Annotated in this window: 15 protein-coding genes and 1 pseudogene; 1 reads left to right on the top strand and 15 read right to left on the bottom strand. The window is 69.5% G+C overall.

What is annotated here, in order from left to right:
• The 13 genes and pseudogenes from ACIOWN_RS31720 to ACIOWN_RS31660 all read right to left on the bottom strand — a co-directional run.
• The coding region (locus ACIOWN_RS31720; RefSeq protein WP_401984110.1) for a hypothetical protein at positions 1–212 on the bottom strand (212 nt) is incomplete at its 3' end.
• A 68-nt stretch (positions 213–280) separates the two neighbouring features.
• Positions 281–791 (bottom strand): annotated as a pseudogene (locus ACIOWN_RS31715) (DUF4291 domain-containing protein).
• A gap of 283 nt (positions 792–1,074) precedes the next feature.
• Positions 1,075–3,054, bottom strand: a complete 1,980-nt coding sequence (locus ACIOWN_RS31710) for a TIGR03960 family B12-binding radical SAM protein (protein WP_401984109.1) — start codon at positions 3,052–3,054, stop codon at positions 1,075–1,077.
• A gap of 95 nt (positions 3,055–3,149) precedes the next feature.
• Positions 3,150–4,727 carry a CHAD domain-containing protein gene (locus tag ACIOWN_RS31705; protein ID WP_401984107.1) on the bottom strand — a complete coding sequence of 526 codons (1,578 nt, stop codon included), beginning with the start codon at positions 4,725–4,727 and terminating at the stop codon, positions 3,150–3,152.
• Positions 4,728–4,785: 58 nt separating this feature from the next.
• Complete coding sequence (gene rodA, locus ACIOWN_RS31700; RefSeq protein ID WP_362356605.1) at positions 4,786–5,985, bottom strand: rod shape-determining protein RodA; 1,200 nt, start codon at positions 5,983–5,985, stop codon at positions 4,786–4,788.
• Positions 5,982–8,327: a penicillin-binding protein 2 gene (gene mrdA / locus ACIOWN_RS31695; RefSeq protein WP_401984104.1), complete on the bottom strand. Its 2,346-nt coding sequence runs from the start codon at positions 8,325–8,327 to the stop codon at positions 5,982–5,984. Before mrdA ends, rodA begins: the two co-directional genes overlap by 4 nt.
• Positions 8,328–8,398: 71 nt before the next feature.
• A complete protein-coding gene (gene mreD / locus ACIOWN_RS31690) occupies positions 8,399–9,076 on the bottom strand; it encodes a rod shape-determining protein MreD (RefSeq protein ID WP_362356602.1) in 678 nt (225 codons plus the stop codon).
• Between the two features lie 14 nt (positions 9,077–9,090).
• Complete coding sequence (mreC, locus tag ACIOWN_RS31685) at positions 9,091–10,032, bottom strand: rod shape-determining protein MreC (RefSeq protein ID WP_362356600.1); 942 nt, start codon at positions 10,030–10,032, stop codon at positions 9,091–9,093.
• A gap of 161 nt (positions 10,033–10,193) precedes the next feature.
• Entirely contained in the window at positions 10,194–11,213 is a 1,020-nt protein-coding gene (locus ACIOWN_RS31680; RefSeq protein WP_100566843.1) for a rod shape-determining protein, read from the bottom strand.
• A 314-nt stretch (positions 11,214–11,527) separates the two neighbouring features.
• Positions 11,528–11,941 (bottom strand): nucleoside-diphosphate kinase, encoded by a 414-nt coding sequence (gene ndk / locus ACIOWN_RS31675; RefSeq protein WP_141360920.1) that lies wholly within the window; start codon positions 11,939–11,941, stop codon positions 11,528–11,530.
• A 64-nt stretch (positions 11,942–12,005) separates the two neighbouring features.
• Positions 12,006–12,368, bottom strand: a complete 363-nt coding sequence (locus ACIOWN_RS31670) for a DUF4233 domain-containing protein (RefSeq protein WP_362356598.1) — start codon at positions 12,366–12,368, stop codon at positions 12,006–12,008.
• A gap of 6 nt (positions 12,369–12,374) precedes the next feature.
• Positions 12,375–13,925 carry a bifunctional folylpolyglutamate synthase/dihydrofolate synthase gene (locus tag ACIOWN_RS31665; protein ID WP_401984101.1) on the bottom strand — a complete coding sequence of 517 codons (1,551 nt, stop codon included), beginning with the start codon at positions 13,923–13,925 and terminating at the stop codon, positions 12,375–12,377.
• Positions 13,926–14,001: 76 nt separating this feature from the next.
• Complete coding sequence (locus ACIOWN_RS31660; protein ID WP_362356594.1) at positions 14,002–16,632, bottom strand: valine--tRNA ligase; 2,631 nt, start codon at positions 16,630–16,632, stop codon at positions 14,002–14,004.
• Between the two features lie 137 nt (positions 16,633–16,769).
• Between ACIOWN_RS31660 and ACIOWN_RS31655 the strand changes: the two genes are divergently transcribed.
• Complete coding sequence (locus tag ACIOWN_RS31655; RefSeq protein ID WP_362356592.1) at positions 16,770–17,744, top strand: hypothetical protein; 975 nt, start codon at positions 16,770–16,772, stop codon at positions 17,742–17,744.
• Positions 17,745–17,803: 59 nt separating this feature from the next.
• Here the strand turns inward: ACIOWN_RS31655 and clpX are convergent, their stop codons facing one another.
• Together clpX and ACIOWN_RS31645 are read right to left on the bottom strand one after the other, a co-directional pair.
• A complete protein-coding gene (gene clpX / locus ACIOWN_RS31650) occupies positions 17,804–19,090 on the bottom strand; it encodes an ATP-dependent Clp protease ATP-binding subunit ClpX (RefSeq protein ID WP_100566838.1) in 1,287 nt (428 codons plus the stop codon).
• A gap of 159 nt (positions 19,091–19,249) precedes the next feature.
• On the bottom strand, positions 19,250–19,930 hold the full coding sequence (locus tag ACIOWN_RS31645) for an ATP-dependent Clp protease proteolytic subunit (protein WP_358728576.1): 681 nt from the start codon (positions 19,928–19,930) through the stop codon (positions 19,250–19,252).
• Between the last annotated feature and the right edge of the window lies 1 nt (position 19,931).

The following is a 19,931-nucleotide window of genomic DNA, read 5'->3' as shown; positions in this document are numbered from 1 at the left end:
GATACCTCACCCCGCTGGAGATCCGACAGCGACACGAGCAAGAACACGCCCTCGCGGCGTAAGCAACGAGTGTCCAGCATCACGGGGAAAGTCCATCCGGAAGGTGCTGCTGGTGCTACGCCGCAGCCGGCCAGAAGATCGTGACCTCTGCGGGCAAGATCGCCCAACAGGCCGATCTGCCGAAAACCCAATATGAAATGGTCTGCGAACACCGCTTGACATGGACCAAGCCCTCATTCCCCTCATGAGCGGCGGCCGGCTGTTGGGCGAGCGCACATGGTCACGACTGCAAGTGGGCTGTCAGTTCGTCCTCGGCTGGGTGTGGCCGCTCGTTGGGTAGCAGTCGGGTCGCGGAGTCGAGGTCGCAGTTACTGACGAGCGCGTGCATCTCACGGGCGAGGGCGGTCACGTCACTGATGGAGACCGTCCACTCCCGCGTAGCGGCGTACGGCCTCACCAGAGAGCCCGAGTTGCAGTGAGCGATAGGGCAGGGGCTCGAGGCGCAGATCGCGCTCGGGGTTCCACTGGACGTGGGCCGGTGCACGCTTCAACTGACGTTGCCAGGTGCTGCGGTCGGGATACAGCCGACGTACGTAGCTCGACAGGCATGCGTTGCGCAACGCCCACTCGAAGCCGTGGCGAGCGATCTCGGTGGCAAGGACGGTCTCCTGCACCGGCTTCGCGCCCCAGTCGCAGCGGTACATCATCCACAGGAATGACGGCTTGATCCACGTCATTCGGTCCCGCTTCCAGGCAGCGGGGATACGGCCCTGGTGTCCACAGCACGAGATACAGGGGGCACCCACCCCCAGATGCCAACGAGCCCCTTCCGATAGGGAAGGGGCTCAACCGGCTACGCAGTCGGACACGAGTCTGGAACTGCCCCCTCAGATCCACTCCACCTCGGAGACGATCTGTGAGGCGCCTCCGGGGCCTGGCAGCGGCGTCCGAGAGGCCGTGGAAGGCGCCGGCGGGCGAGGACGTACGCCGCCAACCGCGGCTAGCGCAGCAGCCACATCGTCCTCGCTTGCCCCCGCCAGCGCCTCCATCACACGATCGAGCGCCTCGCTCACGTCAGTGCTCGTGACCACTCGAAGTGGGCGCCTGAGCTGCGTTCTTGACCGTCAGCGGCAGCAACTTCTTGCCAGTCGGGCCTACTTGTACCCAGGTATCCATCTGCGGGCACACCCCGCAGTCGAAGCACGGGGTCCAGCGGCAGTCGTCGACCTCTGTTTCGTCGAGGGCGTCCTGCCAGTCCTCCCAGAGCCAGTCCTTGTCGAGGCCGGAGTCGAGGTGGTCCCAGGGGAGGACTTCCTCGTAGGTGCGCTCGCGGGTGGTGTACCAGTCGACGTCCACGCCGAAGGGGACCAGGGCCTTGTCCGCGCAGGCCATCCAGCGGTCGTAGGAGAAGTGCTCGCGCCAGCCGTCGAAGCGGCCGCCGTCGTCGTAGACGGCGCGGATGACGGCGCCGATACGGCGGTCGCCGCGCGAGAGCAGGCCCTCGACGATGCCGGGCTTGCCGTCGTGGTAGCGGAAGCCGATCGAGCGGCCGTACTTCTTGTCGCCGCGGATCTTGTCGCGGAGCCGCTGCAGGCGGGCGTCCGTCTCCTCGGCGGAGAGCTGGGGTGCCCACTGGAACGGGGTGTGCGGCTTGGGGACGAAGCCGCCGATCGAGACCGTGCAGCGGATGTCGTTGGAGCCGGAGACCTCGCGGCCCTTCTGGATCACGCGGGTCGCCATGTCGGCGATCTGGAGGACGTCCTCGTCCGTCTCCGTGGGCAGACCGCACATGAAGTACAGCTTCACCTGGCGCCAGCCGTTGCCGTAGGCCGTGGCGACGGTGCGGATCAGGTCGTCCTCCGAGACCATCTTGTTGATGACCTTGCGGATGCGCTCGGAGCCGCCCTCGGGGGCGAAGGTGAGACCCGAGCGGCGGCCGTTGCGGGTCAGCTCGTTCGCCAGGTCGATGTTGAAGGCGTCCACGCGGGTGGAGGGCAGCGAGAGGCCGATCTTGTCGGCCTCGTAGCGGTCGGCGAGGCCCTTGGCGATGTCGCCGATCTCCGAGTGGTCGGCCGAGGACAGGGAGAGCAGGCCCACCTCCTCGAAGCCCGTGGCCTTCAGACCGGCCTCCACCATGTCGCCGATGCCCGTGATGGAGCGCTCGCGCACCGGCCGGGTGATCATGCCGGCCTGGCAGAAGCGGCATCCCCGAGTGCAGCCGCGGAAGATCTCGACCGACATGCGCTCGTGGACCGTCTCCGCCAGCGGCACCAGCGGCTGCTTCGGGTACGGCCACTCGTCCAGGTCCATCACCGTGTGCTTCGACACGCGCCACGGGACGCCCGACTTGTTGGGCACCACGCGGCCGATGCGGCCGTCGGGCAGGTATTCGACGTCGTAGAAGCCGGGCACGTACACCCCGCCCGTCCGCGCCAGGCGGAAGAGGAGTTCCTCGCGCCCGCCCGGGCGGCCCTCCGCCTTCCAGGCGCGGATGATCTCCGTGACCTCCAGCACCGCCTGCTCGCCGTCGCCGATGACCGCGCAGTCGATGAAGTCGGCGATCGGCTCGGGGTTGAAGGCCGCGTGGCCGCCCGCCATCACGATCGGGTCGTCGAGCGTGCGGTCCCTGGCCTCCAGGGGGATCCCGGCCAGGTCCAGGGCCGTCAGCATGTTGGTGTAGCCCAGCTCCGTGGAGAAGGACAGGCCGAAGACGTCGAAGGCCTTCACCGGGCGGTGACCGTCCACCGTGAACTGCGGGACGCCGTGCTCCCGCATCAGCGCCTCCAGGTCGGGCCACACACTGTAGGTGCGCTCGGCCAGGACACCCTCGCGCTCGTTGAGGACCTCGTAGAGGATCATGACGCCCTGGTTGGGCAGGCCGACCTCGTAGGCGTCCGGGTACATGAGCGCCCAGCGGACGTCACAGGACTCCCAGGGCTTGACCGTGGAGTTGAGTTCTCCGCCGACGTACTGGATCGGCTTCTGCACATGCGGGAGCAGAGCTTCGAGCTGCGGGAACACGGACTCGACGGTCTCTGCGGCTTCGGCAGGCATCTCGACGGACCTTTGTGAGCTGACAGGGGTGACCATCAAGCGTAACCCGGTCCCGGGACTGCCCCGAACGTCCGTAAGGCGGTCGCGGGGAGCGTTCAGAGGGCCGGCCTCTTCTTGGCCTTGCTCCCCTTCCCCTTCCTGTCCTTCTCGATCGCCCGCCAGGTGTCCGGCAGCCGCGCCTCCAGCTCGGCGGCCCGCTGCTCCTCGCGCCCGTAGAGCACCCCGTACGTGAAGGCGCTCTCCCCCGCCGCGTGCGCCTGTCCGGCCAGTTCGCGCAGGGTGCGGCGGGCCATGACGCTGTCCTGGTGGTCGCCGAGCAGACTCTGCAGCGACTTCGCCGCCTTCACCAGGCCGGAGGCCGGATCGCCGAGGACGGGCACGGCCGCCTCGGCCGCGTACCGGGTGGCCTTGGCCCTCTTGCGGGCCTCGTGCAGGGCGAGGTCGCGATCGCGGCCCGGTGGCTGGTCGAGGGCGTGCTGGAGCAGGGCGGAGAGCGTCGCGAGGTCCTTGCGCACGGCCTTGGCGATCACCTTGGCCGGTTTGCCGGCGGCCGCCGGGCGCAGCGGCGGGTCGGCCAGCAGGGCGTCCAGTGCGTCGAGGAGGGCCAGATGGCGGTCGCTGTCGAGGTCGGCGACGAGCCGTCGGCGCGCGTCGTCGTGGGCGGTTCCCGACCAGGTGCGCAGCCGGGTGCGGACGGGGCCGGTGACCAGGGTGTAGGGCAGGTCGTCGAGGGCGGCGGTGAGGCGTTCGGTGAGGACTTCCTGGTCGCGGTCGCGGCCGAGTTCGTTGGCGAGCCGTTTCAGTTCCGCGCGGAGCGGGTCGGTGGCGGTCCGGTCCAGGACCGTGCGGTAGGTGCGCAGGGCGCTGCGCAGGCGGCGGGTGGCGACGCGCATGCGGTGGACGGAGTCGTATTCGTCGCGGCGTACGGCGGGGTCGAGTGCGACGAGGGCGTCGCGCTGGGCGCGCAGGTAGGCGAGGACGTGGTCGCCGGCCGTTTTCGGGGTCTTGTGCCGGGCCGGTGCGGGGCCGGGGTGGTCCGGCGGGGCGGTCTCGGTCAGGGCGCGGGCCAGTTTGGAGGGGGCCCGGGAGGGCCGTACGCCCGCCTCGCGCAGGCGGGCGTCGACGGCGTCGAGGAGGGCCGGGTCGCCGTCGTCGGCGAGTTCCACCTCGATCTCGGTCCACTGGGCCGCGCCGCGGTGGCCGGTCAGCCGTTCGGCGCGTACGGCGTCGACGGCGACCTCGGCGAGCGGGGTGCCGTCGGCGTCGACGAGGTGGCGGGTGCCGCGCCGGGTGCGGAGGCGGACCAGCGGGAGCAGTTCGCCGTCGCGGACGCGGGAGCGGACGAGCGCGGCGAGGGCGGGTGGCACGGTGTCGGAGAGGGGGGCGTGGATCTCGTCGCGTACGCCGGTGGTGACCGGGAGCTTGAGGTGCCAGCCCGCGTCGTGGCCGCCGGTGCGGCGGCGCAGGGTGAGTCCGTCGGCGGTGAGTCGTTCGTCGGGGGTGTCGTAGTAGACGGCGTCGAGTTCGGCGGCGCCCTGGTCGACCACGGCTGTGACCGGACCGACGCCGGTCAGGACGCCGGTCAGGTCGGGCGGCCCGCCGTCGCCGGTCTCGTACTTCCGCTCGATCTCCCTTTTCGCCTTCATGTCCGCCACGACCTTCATGTCCGCCATGACCCGAATCTAGTGCGGGTACGGGTCCGGCGGCAGGTGTCCGGGGCGCGGGTCGCCGCTACGCCGACATGGGCCGCTGCACTCTGATCGACTGGAGCAGTCCGATCGCCACCCAGACCGCGAACATCGACGAGCCGCCGTAGGAGACGAAGGGCAGGGGCAGGCCGGTGACCGGCATGATGCCGAGGGTCATGCCGACGTTCTCGAAGGACTGGAAGGCGAACCAGGCGACGATTCCGGCGGCGACGATGGTGCCGTAGAGCTCGGTCGTCTCGCGGGCGATGCGGCAGGCGCGCCAGAGTACGACGCCGAGCAGCACGATGATCAGTCCGGCGCCGGCGAAGCCGAGTTCCTCGCCCGCGACCGTGAAGACGAAGTCGGTCTGCTGTTCGGGGACGAACTGGCCGGTGGTCTGGGAGCCGTGGAAGAGGCCCGCGCCGGTCAGACCGCCGGAGCCGATGGCGATGCGGGCCTGGTTGGTGTTGTAGCCGACGCCGGCCGGGTCGAGGCTGGGGTTGGCGAAGGCGGCGAACCGGTTGATCTGGTACTCGTCCAGGATGTGCAGCTGCCAGACGGCGACGCAGCCGACGACGCCCGCGGTGAGCAGGCCGAAGATCCAGCGGTTGGAGGCGCCGGAGGCGAGCAGCACGCCCAGGATGATGGTGAGCAGGACGAGGACCGTGCCGAGGTCGGGCATGAGCAGCACGACCATGATCGGTACTGCGGCCAGTCCGAGCGACTGGATGACCGTGCGGTGGTCGGGGTACATCTTGTCGCCCGCGTCGACCCGGGCGGCGAGCAGCATCGCCATGCCGAGGATGATCGTGACCTTGACGAACTCGGAGGGCTGGAGGGAGAAGCCGCCGCCGAGGACGATCCAGTTGCGGTTGCCGTTGATGGTGGCGCCGAGCGGGGTGAGCACCAGCAGCACGCCGGCGACCGAGAGCCCGTACAGGATCGGCACGACGTTGCGCAGGGTGCGGTGGCCGAGCCAGACGGTGCCGATCATGAGGGCGAACCCGATGCCGGTGTTCATCAGGTGCCGGATCAGGAAGTAGTACGGGTCGCCCTGGTTGATGCCGGTGCGGTTGCGGGTGGCGGAGTAGATCAGGGCGGCGCCGATCGCGGACAGCGCGAGCGCGCAGAACAGTATCGGCCAGTCGAGCCGGCGGGCGGCCGAGTCGCGGGCGAAGACCCGTGTCCAGCCGCCCCGTTGGGGGCCGTATCCGGAGATGGAGAAGCTGTTCGCGCCGGTCATGCGGTGGTCCTCCGGCTTCCGCTTCGGCGCTGGCGCCTACGGGTCTGGCGGTTGCCTGTGGTGGGCGAGGCGGTGGTCGCCGGCGGCAGTTGGTCGTTGGGCGTGGTGCCGCCCTGCTGGTCGCCGGCCGTGGTGCCGCCCTGCTGGTCGCCGGCCGTGGTGCCGCCCTGCTGGCCGTTCGGCGCGGCGCCGCCCTGCTCGGCGGCCTGCTTGGCGTTCTCCTCCTGGTCCTTGGCCGGGTCGGCGGGGACCTTCGGGGCGGCGATCGAGCCGTCGGACCGGATCTGCGGCAGGCTCTTCTGCGGGGTGGGCAGCAGGGCCTTCTTGTTGTCGATGGAGCCGTCGCCCTGGACGCCGTACATGGCGCTGTAGATGTTGCGGACCGCCTCACCGGAGGCGCCGGAGCCGGTACCGGCCTGGGCGATGGTCATGATGACCGAGTAGTCCTTGGTGTAGGTGGCCAGCCAGGAGGTGGTCTGCTTGCCGTAGACCTCGGCGGTACCGGTCTTGGCGTGCAGCGGGATCTTGTCCTGCGGCCAGCCGGCGAACTTCCAGGCGGCGGTACCGCGGATGGCCACGCCGGCCAGGGCCTGGTCCATCATGTTGCGGGTGGCCTGGGTGATGGGCAGCTTGCCGTGGGACTTGGGCTTGATCTCGGTGACGTTCCTGCCGTCGGGGCTGACGATCGCCTTGCCGATGGTCGGCGTGTACATGGTGCCGCCGTTGGAGATCGCGCCGTAGATCACGGCCTCCTGGATCGGGGTGACGAGGGTGTCGCCCTGGCCGATGGAGTAGTTGATCGAGTCGCCCTCGCGCAGCCTGTTGCCCTCCAGGCAGTTCTCGTACGCGATCTTCTCGACGTAGCTGCCGTCCTTCTTGCCGGTCTTGCACCAGCCGTCCTTGTTGGCCTCCCAGTACCGCTGCTTCCACTCGCGGTCGGGGACGCGGCCGGTGACCTCGTTGGGCAGGTCGACGCCGGTCTCCTTGCCGAGGCCGAACTGGTGGGCGGCCTTGTAGAAGTAGTCCTTGGGCTTGCCCTTCTTGGGGTTGATGCCGCCGTCCTTCTTCCACTCGTTGTCCGAGAGGTAGTAGAAGACGGTGTCGCAGGAGACCTCCAGGGCCCGGCCGAGCGAGATCGGGCCGAAGTTCTCCCCCTCGAAGTTCTTGAAGACCTGGTTGCCGACCGAGTAGGAGCTGACGCAGGGGTAGTTGCCGTTGAAGTCGTAGCCGGCCTCGACCGCGGCGGCCGTGGAGACCACCTTGAAGGTGGAGCCGGGCGCGGACTGCCCCTGGATGGCCCGGTTGAGCAGCGGGTAGTTGGAGTTCTTGCCGGTGAGCGCCTTGTAGTCCTTGGAGGAGATGCCGCCGACCCAGGCGTTCGGGTCGTACGTGGGCGCGGACGCCATGGCGACGATGCGGCCGGTCTTGGCCTCCATCACGACGACGGCCCCGGAGTCGGCCTTGTAGTTCCTGTTGGTGTTCTTGTCCCACTGGGTCCGGGCGGCCTTCATCGCCTTGTCCAGCTCGTACTCGGCGATCCGCTGGACGCGGGAGTCGATGCTGGTGACCAGGCTGGAGCCGGTCTCTGCCGGGTCCGACTTGGACTTGCCGATGACGCGGCCGAGGTTGTCGACCTCGTAGCGGGTGACGCCGGCCTTGCCGCGCAGCTCCCGGTCGTACTGCCGTTCAAGGCCGGAGCGGCCGACCATGTCGGAGCGCAGGTAGGGCGAGTCGGTGTCCTTGGCCCGCTGGATCTCCTCGTCGGTGACCGGTGAGAGGTAGCCGAGGACCTGCGCGGAGTTGGACTTGCCGGGCCCGGGGTAGCGGCGCACGGCCTCGGGTTCGGCGGTGATGCCGGGGAAGTCCTCGGCGCGTTCGCGGATCTGCAGGGCCTGGCGCGGGGTGGCCTCGTCGGTGATGGGGATGGGCTGGTACGGCGAGCCGTTCCAGCAGGGCTGCGGCGTCTTGGCGTCGCACAGCCGGACCTTCAGCATGACCTCGTCGACGTCCATGCCGAGGACGCCGGCGAGCTTGGTCAGGACCGCCTTGCCGTCGTCCTTCTGCTTGAGCAGGTCGGTGCGGGAGGCGGAGACCACCAGCCGGGTCTCGTTGTCGGCCAGCGGCACACCTCGGGCGTCCAGGATGGAGCCGCGCACGGCGGGCTGGACGACCTGCTGGACGTGGTTGCCGGAGGCCTCCTTCTGGTAGTGGGCGCCCTCGCGGATCTGGAGGTACCACAGCCGGCCGCCGAGCGTGCCGAGCAGGGAGAGGACGAGGATCTGGATGACGACGAGCCGGGTCTGGACGCGTGGGGTCCTGCCGGTCTCGGGAATGTTTGTCATGGGTGCTGCCTCCCCCTCTCAGTGCGTGTAACGGACCGGTGCGGCCGGTGCAGCGGCCGACTGCCGTGCTCTCACGGGCGCTTGACCCCCTTGATGCGGCCGACCCGGGTGGTGCGGGTGCGGGCCTTGGCCTTCAGGCTGCCGAGCGCGCCGCGCCGGCCGCCGATGCTCAGCCCGGTGCCGGAGGAGAGCCAGCCGGAGGAGATGTCGGTCTTCTGGCCGGCGGAGCCGGTGTCGGCGAGGGGATCGTTCTCCGCGCGCCTGGCCAGCCACATGATGCCGGGGACGACGAAGGGCGCGAGCAGCAGGTCGTACACGGCGGCCGTCAGCAGCAGTCCGCCCAGGCCGACATGGCGGGCCGCGGTGTCGCCGACGAGGGCGCCGACGCCCGCGTACAGCAGGGTGGAGCCGAGGGCGGCGCCCACCACCACGGCCATGGGGCCGGTGGCCGACTTGACCTGGCCGTTCTCGGGCTTGATGAGTCCGGCGAGGTAGCCGATGACGCACAGCACGAGCGCGTAGCGGCCGGCGGCGTGGTCGGCGGGCGGGGCGATGTCGGCGAGCAGTCCGGCGCCGAAGCCCACGAGGGCGCCGCCGACATGGCCGTAGACCATGGCCAGGCCGAGCACGGTGAGCAGCAGCAGGTCGGGGACGGCGCCGGGCAGGTGCAGCCGGGACAGGACGCTCACCTGGATCACCAGGGCGACGACGACCAGCGCGGTGGAGAGCAGGATCCGGTTGATGCGCATGGGACGTGAGGCTCCTACTGCTGCGGCCGGTCGGGGGCGTAGGCGTCGGCGGAGGGGGTGACCGTCACGGTCACCGTGGGCGTCGGGGTGGGCTTGGGCTTCGGCGGCAGGACCTCGTCGCGCGGGTCCTTCTTCGGGGCCTGGACGACGACGCCGACGACGTCGAGTTTGGAGAAGCCGACGAACGGCGTGACGTAGACCGTGCGGGTCAGGTCGCCGCCGGAGGGGTCGACGCGGGAGACGACACCGACCGGGACGCCCGGCACGAAGGGCTTGTCGGCCTGGGAGCCGAAGGTGACCATGCGGTCGCCCTTCTTCACGTCCGACTTGCCGTTGAGGAGTTGCACGCGCAGCGGCCGGTCGCCCTGGCCGGAGGCGAAGCCGAGTTCGTCGCTGCCCTCCATCCGGGTGCCGACGGTGAAGTCGGGGTCGTTGGCGAGCAGCACGGTGGAGGTGCTGGGGCCCACGGTGGTGACGCGGCCGACCAGTCCGTCGGCGTTGAGGACGGTCATGTCGCGCTGGATGCCGTCGGAGGCGCCCGCGTCGATGGTGATGGTCCAGGAGAAGCCCTGGGTCGCCCCTATGGCGATGACCTGGGCGCCCTTGATGCCGTACTGGCCCTCGCCGGCCAGCTTCAGCATCTTGTTCAGCTGGGTGAGGCGGCTGCGCTTGCGGTCGTCGCTGCCGAGTTCGGCCTTGAGGGCGGCGTTCTCCTTCTCCAGCGCGGCGAGCCGGTCGTGGCGTTCGCCGGAGTCGCGGACCGCGGAGACCGCGTTGCCGACCGGGTTCACCGCGGCCGACACGCCGTTCTCGATCGGACCGAAGACGGTGGCGGCGGCCTGCCGGGCACCGTCCACCGGGGAGTTCTCCCCGCCGCGGATGTCCACCGTGATCAGCGCGAACGCGATGGCGATCAGCAGCACCAGGAGCAGCCGGCTCTCTTTCGTGTCCCTCACGTGCGGCGGCCGTGCCTTCCTCATAGGAACTGGGTGGCCCCGGCGAAGCGCGGTCTGCGCGCGCCATCCCAAGGGGCCCGCTTGCGGGAGCTTAAGCCTCTATATCAACGATCCGCCGTACGAGAAAAGATCATCTCGTACGGCGGAGTCGAAGAGTTGTGTCATCTGCGGGGCTGGGCGTCGAGTACCTGCTGGAGCGCCTCGAACTCCTCGACGCACTTGCCCGAGCCGAGCGCCACGCTGTCCAGCGGGTCCTCGGCGATGTGGATCGGCATGCCGGTCTCACTGCGCAGCCGCTCGTCCAGTCCGCGCAGCAGTGCGCCGCCGCCGGTCAGAACGATTCCGCGGTCCATGATGTCGCCGGACAGCTCCGGCGGGCACTTGTCGAGCGTCGTCTTGACCGCGTCGACGATCGCGTTGACCGGTTCCTCGATCGCCCTGCGCACTTCGGCGGCCGAGATGACGACGGTCTTCGGCAGGCCGGAGACGAGGTCCCGGCCGCGGATTTCGGTGTGCTCGTCGGAGTCGAGGTCGTACGCCGAACCGATCGTGAGCTTGATCTGTTCGGCCGTCCGCTCACCCAGCAGAAGGGAGTACTCCTTCTTGACGTGCTGGATGATGGCGTTGTCCAGTTCGTCGCCCGCGACGCGGATGGACTGGGCGGTGACGATGCCGCCGAGCGAGATGACCGCGACCTCCGTGGTGCCGCCGCCGATGTCCACCACCATGTTGCCCGTGGCCTCGTGGACCGGCAGGCCGGAGCCGATGGCCGCGGCCATCGGCTCCTCGATGATGTGCACCTGGCGCGCGCCGGCCTGGGACGAGGCCTCGATGACGGCGCGGCGCTCGACACCGGTGATTCCGGAGGGCACGCAGACGACGACGCGCGGACGAGCCAGGTACCGCCGCTTGTGGATCTTCAGGATGAAGTAGCGGAGCATCCGCTCGGTGATCTCGAAGTCCGCGATCACGCCGTCCTTGAGCGGACGCACGGCGACGATGTTGCCCGGCGTGCGCCCGATCATCTTCTTCGCCTCGGCGCCGACCGCGAGGATCCCACCGGTGTTGGTGTTGATCGCGACGACGGACGGCTCGTTGAGTACGATCCCGCGACCCCTGACGTACACCAGCGTGTTGGCGGTCCCGAGGTCGACAGCCATGTCACGGCCGATGAACGACATTGAGTTCCCCATCAGGATTCGTCTGGCCTTCCCTGGGAGCTTTTGACGGCGGTTCAGGTACGGCGAGGTGGGTGCTGTGGCGTGAAGGCTTCCATCGTAGACGCGCCTGCACGAACACTGCGCGAGGGTCTTCGCCATTGTCAGCAGATGGCGTACCGACCCGCTTGTGGAGACGGTCCATCGGGGGCACTCGTTCCCCCGATCGGCACCGCGTATGCCATCGGGCGGCCGGGTTCGCGCGGCCGCCCAGGTCAGGCGGACTGCCGAGCTGACGGGTCGTCAGCCCGGCGGGGCCGGGGAGGGCTGTCGGGGGGTCAGCCGCGGCCCGGGAAGAAGATCTTCACCTCGCGCTCGGCGGACTCCTCGGAGTCCGAGGCGTGGATCAGGTTCTCCCGGACGATCACGCCGTAGTCGCCGCGGATCGAGCCGGGGGCGGCGGCGATCGGGTCGGTCGGGCCGGCCAGCGCGCGCACGCCCTCGATGACCCGCTCGCCCTCGACGATCATGACGACGACCGGGCCGGAGGCCATGAACACCATCAGCGGCTCGTAGAAGGGCTTGCCCTTGTGCTCGCCGTAGTGCTGCTCCAGGGTCTCCGTGTCCAGGGTGCGCAGGTCCAGCGCGGTGATCTGCCAGCCGGCCTTGCGCTCGATACGGCTGATGATCTCGCCGGTCAGGCCACGACGGACGGCGTCGGGCTTGAGGATGACGAGGGTGCGCTGGGTCACGGGTGGCTCCTTCACCTGGCAGATGTGCGGTGGGACGAGGTTACAGGGCGTGTCGCCGTTCCTGTCACGCAGCGTCAGCCGGAGGGCCGGCCTCGGCGGCCTGCGCCGCGAATCTGGCCTTGGCCTCCTCGATCTTCCGCCCGAAGTGCACCGAGGCCCACCACAGGGCCGCGAAGATCACGCCGAGGAAGTACATCGTCGGCACGACCAGACCGGAGGCGATCAGCGCGGCCTGGAGCACCCAGCCGAGGACCACGCCGCTGGGCCGGGTCACCACGCCGCACAGCAGCAGGCACAGCAGCATCGCGATGCCGCTGACCGTCCATACCGCCGCCATGGACAGGCCGGGGTCCTTCATCGCGACCAGCGCGGCGAAGCCGATGACGAAGAACTCGCCGATCAGGGTCGAGGAACACAGCGTACGCACGAGAAGTCAGCCTCTCCCCAGGAGCAGTCGGGCCTCACCGACGGTGATGACGGAGCCGGTGACGAGTACACCGCCGCCGGAGAACTCGCCCTCCTCCTCGGCGAGCGTGATCGCGGCCTCCAGCGCGTCCGGCAGCCGCGGCTCGACCTGGACCCGGTCCTCGCCGAACACCTCGACGGCGAGCGTGGCCAGTTCGTCGGCGTCCATCGCGCGGTGGCTGGAGTTCTGCGTCACCACGATCTCCGCGAAGATCGGTTCGAAGGCCTCCAGCAGACCGCGCACGTTCTTGTCGCCGCTGGCCCCGACCACTCCGATCAGACGGCTGAAGTCGAACGCCTCCTGGACCGCCTCGGCGGTCACCCGCGCGCCCGCCGGGTTGTGCGCGGCGTCCAGCACCACGGTCGGCGAGCGCCGTACGACCTCCATGCGGCCCGGCGAGGCGACGGACGCGAACGCCTTGCGCACGGTCTCCGGGTCCAGCGACTCGGCGCGCTGGGCGCCGACGCCGAAGAACGCCTCGACGGCGGCGAGCGCCACGGCGGCGTTGTGCGCCTGGTGGGCGCCGTGCAGCGGCAGGTACACCTCGGGGTACTCGCCGCCCAGGCCGCGCAGGGTCAGCAGCTGCCCGCCCACGGCCACCCGGCGGGCCACGACGCCGAACTCCAGCCCCTCGCGGGCGACCGTGGCGTCGACGTCCACGGCCTTCTTCAGCAGCGCCTGGGCGGCGTCCACCGGCTGCTGGGCCATGATCACGGTGGCGCCCTGCTTGATGATGCCGGCCTTCTCGCCCGCGATCTCGCCCGGCGTGGAGCCCAGGCGGTCGGTGTGGTCCAGGTCAATGGGGGTCACCACGGCGACGTCACCGTCGATGACGTTCGTGGCGTCCCAGCTGCCGCCCATCCCGACCTCGACGACGGCCACGTCGACCGGCGCGTCGGCGAAGGCGGCGTACGCCATGCCGGTCAGCACCTCGAAGAAGGACAGCCGGTACTCCTGCGAGGCGTCGACCATCTCCACGTACGGCTTGATGTCCTGGTACGTCTCGACGAACCGCTCGGCGGAGACCGGGGCGCCGTCCAGGCTGATCCGCTCGGTGATCGACTGCACGTGCGGGGAGGTGTACCGGCCGGTGCGCAGGTCGAAGGCGCCGAGCAGGGCCTCGATCATGCGGGCGGTGGAGGTCTTGCCGTTGGTGCCGGTGATGTGGATCGACGGGTACGACCGCTGCGGCTCGCCCAGCACGTCCATCAGCGCGGCGATCCGGCTGACCGAGGGCTCCAGCTTGGTCTCGCCCCAGCGGGTGGCCAGCTCCCCCTCGACCTCGCGCAGCGCCTGGTCCACCTCGGGGTCCTCCGGACGCCCGGGTACGTCCGCCTGCGGCGGCCCGCCCTGCGTGCGCAGGGTACGGCTGCCGGCCTCGATCACCGCGAGATCGGGGTCGCGGGTGGTCTCGGCCTCGATGATCTCGTCGAAGGAGTCGAGGGGGTCGGGCTGACCGCTGCGGTCCGGGGGGAGCTCACTCACGAGGCCAGTGTACGGAGGGCCGCCGACATACATGGGCGAAGGCCCCCGGAGCCGACCCCGGGGGCCTTCGCCGCCCTGCTCCCCGTGCTTGCGGGGTACTGCCCGTGCGCTACGCCTGCGGCAGCCGCTCCAGCTGCGCGGCGATCCGGGCGATGTCCTCCTCGGCCTTGGCCAGGCGGCCCCGGATCTTCTCCACGACGTTGTCCGGGGCCTTGGCCAGGAAGGCCTCGTTGCCGAGCTTCGCCGTCGCCTGGGCCTTCTCCTTCTCGGCGTTGGCCAAGTCCTTGGCGAGGCGCTTGCGCTCCGCCGCCACGTCGATGGTCCCGGAGAGGTCGAGGGCCACCTCGGCGCCGGAGACCGGGAGCGTCGCCGTCGCGGTGAAGGCGTCGCCCTCCGGCTGGAGGCGCAGCAGCTGGCGGATGGCGGCCTCGTGCGGCGCCAGTGCCGTGCCGTCGAGGGTCAGCCGGGCCGGGACACGCTGGCCGGGCTGGAGGCCTTGATCGGCGCGGAAACGGCGGACCTCGGTGATGACCGACTGGAGGGACTCGATCTCCTTCTCGGCGCCCGCGTCCCGGAAGCCGCTGTCGGCCGGCCATTCGGCGACGACGACGGACTCGCCGCCGGTCAGCGTCGTCCACAGGGTCTCCGTGACGAACGGGACCACCGGGTGCAGCAGCTTCAACGTGACGTCGAGGACCTCGCCCAGGACGCGTTTGGAGACCTCGGCCGGCTCCCCGCCCGCCTGGAACGTCGTCTTGGACAGCTCGACGTACCAGTCGAAGACCTCGTCCCAGGCGAAGTGGAACAGCGTGTCCGACAGCTTGGCGAACTGGAAGTCCTCGTAGTACGCGTCCACTTCGGCGACGACCGAGTTCAGCCGGGACAGGATCCAGCGGTCGGTCGCCGACATCTTCGAGGCGTCCGGCAGCGGTCCGTCCACCGTCGCGCCGTTCATCAGCGCGAAGCGGGTGGCGTTCCAGATCTTGTTGGCGAAGTTGCGCGAGCCCTGGACCCAGTCCTCGCCGATCGGGACGTCGACGCCGGGGTTGGCGCCGCGGGCGAGGGTGAACCGGAGGGCGTCGGAGCCGTACTTGTCCATCCAGTCCAGCGGGTTGACCGCGTTGCCGAAGGACTTCGACATCTTCTTGCCGAACTGGTCGCGGACCATGCCGTGCAGGGCGATGGTGTGGAACGGCGGGGTGCCGTCCATCGCGTAGAGGCCGAACATCATCATCCGGGCGACCCAGAAGAAGAGGATGTCGTAGCCGGTGACCAGGACGGAGTTCGGGTAGAACTTCGCGAGGCTCTCGGTCTGTTCGGGCCAGCCGAGGGTGGAGAACGGCCACAGGCCGGAGGAGAACCAGGTGTCGAGGACGTCGGTGTCCTGCTTCCAGCCCTCGGCCTCGGTGCCGGGCGGCTGCTCGTCGGGTCCGACGCAGACGACCTCGCCGTTGGGCCCGTACCAGACGGGGATGCGGTGGCCCCACCACAACTGCCGCGAGATGCACCAGTCGTGGAGGTTGTCGACCCAGTCGAAGTACCGCTTCTCCATCTCCTGCGGATGGATCTTGACGCGGCCGTCCCGGACGGCGTCGCCGGCGGCCTTGGCCAGCGGGCCGACCTTGACCCACCACTGCATGGACAGGCGCGGCTCGACGGTGGTCTTGCAGCGCGAGCAGTGGCCGACGGAGTGGACGTACGGGCGCTTCTCCGCGACGATCCGGCCCTCGGCGCGCAGCGCGCCGACGATGGCGGAGCGGGCCTCGAAGCGGTCCAGGCCCTGGAAGGGGCCGTGGACGGTGATGACGGCGTGCTCGTCCATCACGGTGATGGCGGGCAGGTCGTGGCGCCGGCCGATCTCGAAGTCGTTCGGGTCGTGGGCCGGGGTGACCTTGACGGCGCCGGTGCCGAACTCCGGGTCGACGTGCTCGTCCGCGACGACCGGGATGGAACGGTCGGTCAGCGGCAGCTTGATGAGCTTGCCGACGAGGTGGCGGTAGCGCTCGTCGTCGGGGTGAACGGCGACGGCGGTGTCACCGAGCATGGTCTCGGCACGGGTGGTGGCGACGACGATGGTGTCGTCCCCGTCGCCGTACGTCATCGAGACGAGCTCGCCGTCGTCGTCCTGGTACTCGACCTCGATGTCGGAGATGGCGGTCAGGCACCGGGGGCACCAGTTGATGATGCGCTCGGCGCGGTAGATCAGCTCGTCGTCGTAGAGCCGCTTGAAGATGGTCTGAACGGCCTGCGACAGACCCTCGTCCATGGTGAAGCGCTCACGGGACCAGGCGACGCCGTCGCCGAGGCGGCGCATCTGGCCGGAGATCTGCCCGCCGGACTCGTTCTTCCACTGCCAGACGCGCTCGACGAAGGCCTCGCGGCCGAGGTCGTGCCGGGACTTGCCCTCCTTGCCGAGTTCACGCTCGACGACGTTCTGGGTGGCGATGCCGGCGTGGTCCATGCCGGGCTGCCACAGCGTCTCGTAGCCCTGCATCCGCTTGCGGCGCGTGAGGGCGTCGATGAGCGTGTGCTCGAAGGCGTGCCCCAGGTGGAGCGAGCCCGTGACGTTCGGCGGCGGGATGACGACGGTGAACGGCGGCTTGTCGCTCTTCGCGTCCGCCTCGAAATAGCCCCGCTCCACCCAGCGCTCGTACAGCGGCCCCTCTACGTCGGCCGGCGCGTACTGGGTCGGCAGTTCGGTGTCGGGCGCTGGTGGCTGCTGCTGAGCGTTCTCGGTCACGGGGTCAGTTTAGATGCGTCACCGCGCCGTCCCGAACCGCATTTGTTTCGTAACGGTGGCGGCCCCGATGACATGGTGTGGGCGCACCTGGGCCAGGATGTCAGGGACACATAAGCATCTGGAGGGGAACCCAGGAAATGAGCGAGAACCAGCCGGGCCCGTACGGCGGGCAGCCCCAGCAGCCCGGGCCGTACGGTCAGCCTGGGCCCTACGGCCAGCAGCCGCCGCAGGGACCGCCCCAGCCCGGCTACGGCTACCCCCAGCAGGCCCCTCCCCCCCAGCCGCAGCCCGGCTACGGCTACCCGCAGCAGCCCGCCGCGCCGGGCGTCCCGCCCCAGCCGAACCCCTACGGCCAGCAGCCTCCCTACGGCCAGCAGCCCCCGTACGGCCAGCCTCCCTACGGCGGCGCCCCGCAGCCCCCGGCCGCCGGTGGCGGCGGCAGGAAGACGGGCCTGATCATCGGCGCGGTGGCGGTCGTCGCGGCGATCGCGGTGGGCGCGTACTTCGTGATCGGCGGGGGCGGCGGCTCCGGCATCAAGGACGACGGTCCGCACAAGCTGACGACGCCGGCGACGGTGCTGGGCGGGGAGTACAAGAAGGGCCCGAGCGACGACTCCGACGGCATGACCAAGTCCGACCTCAAGGATGCCGAGAAGTGGGGCGTGAAGAACCCCCAGGACGTCAGTGCCGGTTACAGCGCCGGTGAGGGTCTGACGCTGAAGATGCTGAACTTCAGCGGTGTCTACGGCACGATCGATGACCCGGAGAGCGTCGTCGACTCGATGTTCGCCAAGCTGAAGACCGAGTCCCAGAAGGACAAGGGCGGCGACGGCGGCAAGGGCGAACTCGAGGGCAACCCGCAGAAGATGACGCCGTCCGGCTTCGACAACGGCGTCATGAAGTGCCAGAACGCCAAGATCACGAACGAGAAGGCGACGGCCGGCGTTCCGAAGGTCATGAACGTGCCCATGTGCATCTGGGGGGACCACAGCACGGTCGCCTACGTGCTGTCGATGGACGTGGCCAAGATGGCGACGGGAGGCGGCGTCTCCCTCGAGGACGCGGCCGATCTCACGGCGAAGCTGCGCAACGACGTCCGCGTCAAGGCCTGACACATTCGGAGAGGGGCCCCGGTCGGTAGACCGGGGCCCCTTTCCGGTTCGTGCGGCGGTTACGCCGTCTTCTGCTCGCCAGGACCGCGGCCGCGCGCGTCGCGCGGGATCAGGGTCGGGTTGACGTTGGAGAGGACGACGTCGGCCGTGATGACCACGCGGGCCACGTCCTTGCGGGACGGGACCTCGTACATCACGCCCTGGAGCACCTCCTCCATGATGGCGCGCAGACCGCGGGCGCCGGTCTGGCGGAGGATGGCCTGGTCGGCGATGGCCTCCAGGGCCTCGCGCTCGAAGTCCAGCTCCACGCCGTCGAGTTCGAACAGGCGCTGGTACTGCTTGACCAGGGCGTTGCGCGGTTCGACGAGGATCTTCAGGAGCGCCTCGCGGTCCAGGTTGTGGACCGAGGTGATCACCGGCAGACGGCCGATGAACTCCGGGATCATGCCGAACTTGACCAGGTCCTCGGGCATGACGTCCTCGAACTGGTCCTTGGTCTCCAGCTCCCGCTTGGAACGGATCGTCGCGCCGAAGCCGATGCCCTTGGCACCCGCCCGGCCCTCGATGATCTTCTCCAGGCCCGCGAAGGCACCGCCCACGATGAACAGGACGTTCGTCGTGTCGATCTGGATGAACTCCTGGTGGGGGTGCTTGCGGCCGCCCTGCGGCGGGACCGAGGCCGTGGTCCCCTCCAGGATCTTCAGCAGGGCCTGCTGGACACCCTCGCCCGACACATCGCGGGTGATGGAGGGGTTTTCACTCTTCCGCGCGACCTTGTCGATCTCGTCGATGTAGATGATCCCGGTCTCGGCCTTCTTGACGTCGTAGTCGGCCGCCTGGATCAGCTTCAGCAGGATGTTCTCGACGTCCTCGCCGACGTATCCGGCCTCCGTCAGCGCCGTGGCGTCGGCGATGGCGAACGGGACGTTCAGCATGCGGGCCAGTGTCTGGGCCAGCAGGGTCTTGCCCGAGCCCGTGGGGCCCAGCAGAAGGATGTTGGACTTGGCGAGTTCGATGCCGTCGTCCCGGCCCTGCGCGCCGCCGTTCTCGCCGGCCTGGACGCGCTTGTAGTGGTTGTACACCGCGACGGACAGGGCTTTCTTCGCGGCCTCCTGGCCGACGACGTACCCGTCCAGGAACTCGTAGATCTCGCGGGGCTTGGGCAGTTCCTCCCAACGCACCTCGCTGGTCTCCGCGAGTTCCTCCTCGATGATCTCGTTGCAGAGATCGATGCACTCGTCGCAGATGTACACACCGGGCCCTGCGATGAGCTTCTTGACCTGCTTCTGGCTCTTGCCGCAGAACGAGCACTTGAGCAGATCGCCGCCGTCACCGATGCGTGCCACGGTGTGCTTCCCCTTCGCCTGGGAGACGCCTAGGTCCAGCGGCTCCTGGTGCTGCCTTATGTCGACGGTACCTTGCCGGGCCCCTCGTTCGGGCCCCCCTTGGCACGGTTCGCTTTGACGTGCACCGTGCCAAGGAGTGGCAGACGATACTGCCTCCCGTCAGCGGACGGACGCGTTGTTCATCTTGCGGGTGGAGATGATCTGGTCGACGAGCCCGTACGACAGGGCCTCCTCGGCCGTGAGGATCTTGTCGCGCTCGATGTCCTCGCGGATCTTCTCGATCGGCGTGGTGGAGTGCTTGGCCAGCATCTCCTCCAGCTGCGCACGCATCCGGAGGATCTCGTTGGCGGCGATCTCCAGGTCGGAGACCTGACCGCGGCCGGTCTCGCTGTACGGCTGGTGGATCAGCACCCGGGCGTTGGGCAGGGCCATGCGCTTGCCCGGCGTGCCGGCGGCCAGCAGGATGGCGGCCGCGGAGGCGGCCTGGCCCATGCAGACGGTCTGGATGTCGGGCTTCACGAACTGCATCGTGTCGTAGATCGCGGTGAGCGCCGTGAAGGAGCCGCCGGGGCTGTTGATGTAGACCGAGATGTCCCGGTCGGGGTCCATCGACTCCAGGCACAGGAGCTGCGCCATGACGTCGTTGGCGGAGGCGTCGTCGATCTGGACGCCGAGGAAGATCACCCGCTCCTCGAAGAGCTTCGCGTACGGGTCGTACTCGCGGATGCCCTGGGAGGTGCGCTCCACGAAGCGCGGGATCACATAGCGGGATTCGGCCGTGGGGCCGGTGTACTCGGCACGCGTACGGTCGTAGAGGCCGCTGCCGGGGAAGTCGTTCACG

Origin of the sequence: Streptomyces sp. NPDC087787 (genome assembly GCF_044743035.1) — a bacterium.
Lineage (GTDB): Bacteria > Actinomycetota > Actinomycetes > Streptomycetales > Streptomycetaceae > Streptomyces.
The sequence above is the reverse complement of the archived record's forward strand: the minus strand, read 5'-3'. Positions and strand labels throughout refer to the sequence as shown.

Bases quoted from the DNA above. Each gene is read 5' to 3' on its own strand.
- ACIOWN_RS31710 (WP_401984109.1), bottom strand. From the start codon at position 3,054: ATGCCTGCCGAAGCCGCAGAGACCGTCGAGTCCGTGTTCCCGCAGCTC.
- ACIOWN_RS31705 (WP_401984107.1), bottom strand. From the start codon at position 4,727: ATGGCGGACATGAAGGTCGTGGCGGACATGAAGGCGAAAAGGGAGATC.
- rodA (WP_362356605.1), bottom strand. From the start codon at position 5,985: ATGACCGGCGCGAACAGCTTCTCCATCTCCGGATACGGCCCCCAACGG.
- mrdA (WP_401984104.1), bottom strand. From the start codon at position 8,327: ATGACAAACATTCCCGAGACCGGCAGGACCCCACGCGTCCAGACCCGG.
- mreD (WP_362356602.1), bottom strand. From the start codon at position 9,076: ATGCGCATCAACCGGATCCTGCTCTCCACCGCGCTGGTCGTCGTCGCC.
- ACIOWN_RS31680 (WP_100566843.1), bottom strand. From the start codon at position 11,213: ATGTCGTTCATCGGCCGTGACATGGCTGTCGACCTCGGGACCGCCAAC.
- ACIOWN_RS31665 (WP_401984101.1), bottom strand. From the start codon at position 13,925: ATGTATGTCGGCGGCCCTCCGTACACTGGCCTCGTGAGTGAGCTCCCC.
- ACIOWN_RS31655 (WP_362356592.1), top strand. From the start codon at position 16,770: ATGAGCGAGAACCAGCCGGGCCCGTACGGCGGGCAGCCCCAGCAGCCC.